Origin of the sequence: Terriglobus sp. YAF25, from assembly GCF_052113305.1 — a bacterium.
Lineage (GTDB): Bacteria > Acidobacteriota > Terriglobia > Terriglobales > Acidobacteriaceae > Terriglobus.
Genome location: NZ_JBFRCY010000796.1, coordinates 1 through 1,999 on the forward strand (window position 1 = coordinate 1; position 1,999 = coordinate 1,999).

Genomic DNA, 1,999 nt, shown 5'->3' on the forward strand with positions numbered 1-1,999 from the left:
GGTGTAGCCGGTATCACGCCCAAGAGCAGCATGGACTTCACGAACTGTAGAAGGACCGGCGTTCCAGAGAACATTCAGAATCTCGAGCTCGGCCTCTGTGGGCAACGGCAGTAGAGCATTCTTCTTCATAGCCAGAAGACTAGTACGACGATTATCGTATGTCAACGATATTTATCGTAATTACGGCAAATAGTTTTCCTGCCATTGAAATTTGTGGGCCTGATTTTTGTTGTAAATCGATGATCTGGAGCAATTCTCCTAATACCGTAGCGTTGGATAAATCTGCGAATGCCGTTTTCTTCGAAGGAAACAGCGCAAACAGTCAAAGCTTCGCTCTACACCTTTAGGAGAAATGCTCTAGGGCCGCACACCGCGAATAAGAATGTCCACCATGCGCCTGGCGCTCGCCGTCCAGTCCACGTCCGGAGCCACGCTGCTCACTCCGTAGACTGCACGGAGCAGATCCATAGGATCCGTATTCGGTAATACATCGCCGCTCTCTACGGCCCGCTGGACCAGCGTGTTGATCGCTCCCGTTAAAACACCTGTCGTGTTTTCATAGAGCCGCGACGGCCCTCCGACAATTGTTTCAAGAGCGGGCGCAATGATCTTCTTTGCCGCGATGTAATCGACAAAGAGCAGCAGCCACTCCCGCAGCGCGTCGATTGGCCGCATCGATGCCGAGAACCGAGCTTGTGCCTCACCCAGCTTTTCCACTTCCGAACGGTAGACCGCGGCCAACAGATCATCACGAGTCGGAAAGTGACGATAGAGCGTCCCCGGCCCCACTTCAGCTTGCTTGGCAATCTCATCCAGACTGGCATTGGCCCCGCTGCGCGTAAACGCCTTCTTCGCAACTGCAAGAATTCGCTCGCGATTCCGCAGTGCATCGGCGCGCGGTTTACGGGCAACAGGAGGTGAGGATTTTCTGGCCATCATTTTTTGTAACCGGAGAGAGTCTCCGGTAATCCTATCTTCCGAGCGGAGACACTCTCCGTTTTACTCTCCGGGGCATTCCGGGTCAAAAGGTTCTATGCGGAGGAAGCAATATGGCAGCACAGTTTGGATACACAACCACCACCGATGAGGTTCTCGCCGGTATCAACCTGAAGGGCAAACGGATTCTTGTCACCGGCGTCTCCGCTGGACTTGGTGTCGAAACGGCTCGCGCTCTCGCGGCGCATGGAGCGGATGTCGTCGGAGCCGCGCGTGACCTGCAAAAGGCGAAGCGTGCCACCGCAGAGGTCACCAAAGCGGCTGAGGCCGGCGGCGGTAGCTTTGAGTTGATTGAGCTGGACCTTGCCAGCCTTAAGAGCGTCCGTGCAGCCGCGGATAAGCTGGTCGCCGCAGGCAAGCCTTTCGATGTGATCATCGCGAACGCAGGCGTAATGGCAACTCCCTTGAGCAAAACCGAAGACGGATTCGAGACACAGTTCGGCACCAACCATCTTGGCCACTTTGTCTTCATCAACCGCATTGCATCGCTCATCAAGGATGGAGGCCGTTTGGTGAACCTTGCCTCCTCCGGTCATCGTTTCTCCAATATCGATTTGAACGATCCTAACTTCGAGACCACGCCGTATGAACCCTTCGTTGCCTATGGACGTTCGAAGACGGCGAACATTCTGTTCGCTATGGAGTTCGACCGCCGCCATCGCGGACGCGGCGTACGAGCGGCCGCGGTGCATCCTGGCGGAATCATGACTGAGCTGGCGCGTCACATGGATCCCGGAGCCATCGAAAAGATGGTTGACGCGATCAATGAGCAGCTCGCCAACGAAGGCAWGAGCGGCTTCGAGTTCAAGACCATTCCGCAGGGCTCCTCAACGTCTGTCTGGGCAGCTGTGGTCGCCGGCAGCGACGAGGTCGGCGGTCAGTACTGCGAGAACTGCCACGTAGGCCACATCGTTGCCGATGACGTAGTCATCAGCGCCATCAGTGAAGGCGTTCGTGGCTATGCTCTCGATCCCGCGAGTGCGGTAGCACTCTGGAAGAAGAG

3 protein-coding genes are annotated in these 1,999 nt (G+C 56.1%); 1 reads left to right on the forward strand and 2 read right to left on the reverse strand.

What is annotated here, in order from left to right:
* Positions 1 to 129 (reverse strand): BlaI/MecI/CopY family transcriptional regulator (locus tag AB4043_RS23815; protein ID WP_442308294.1); only part of this gene is annotated, 129 nt, incomplete at its 3' end.
* Between the two features lie 228 nt (positions 130 to 357).
* A complete protein-coding gene (locus AB4043_RS23820) occupies positions 358 to 939 on the reverse strand; it encodes a TetR/AcrR family transcriptional regulator (protein ID WP_442300707.1) in 582 nt (193 codons plus the stop codon).
* Between the two features lie 110 nt (positions 940 to 1,049).
* Here AB4043_RS23820 and AB4043_RS23825 point away from each other — a divergent pair.
* Positions 1,050 to 1,999 (forward strand): SDR family NAD(P)-dependent oxidoreductase (locus AB4043_RS23825; protein ID WP_442308293.1); only part of this gene is annotated, 950 nt, incomplete at its 3' end.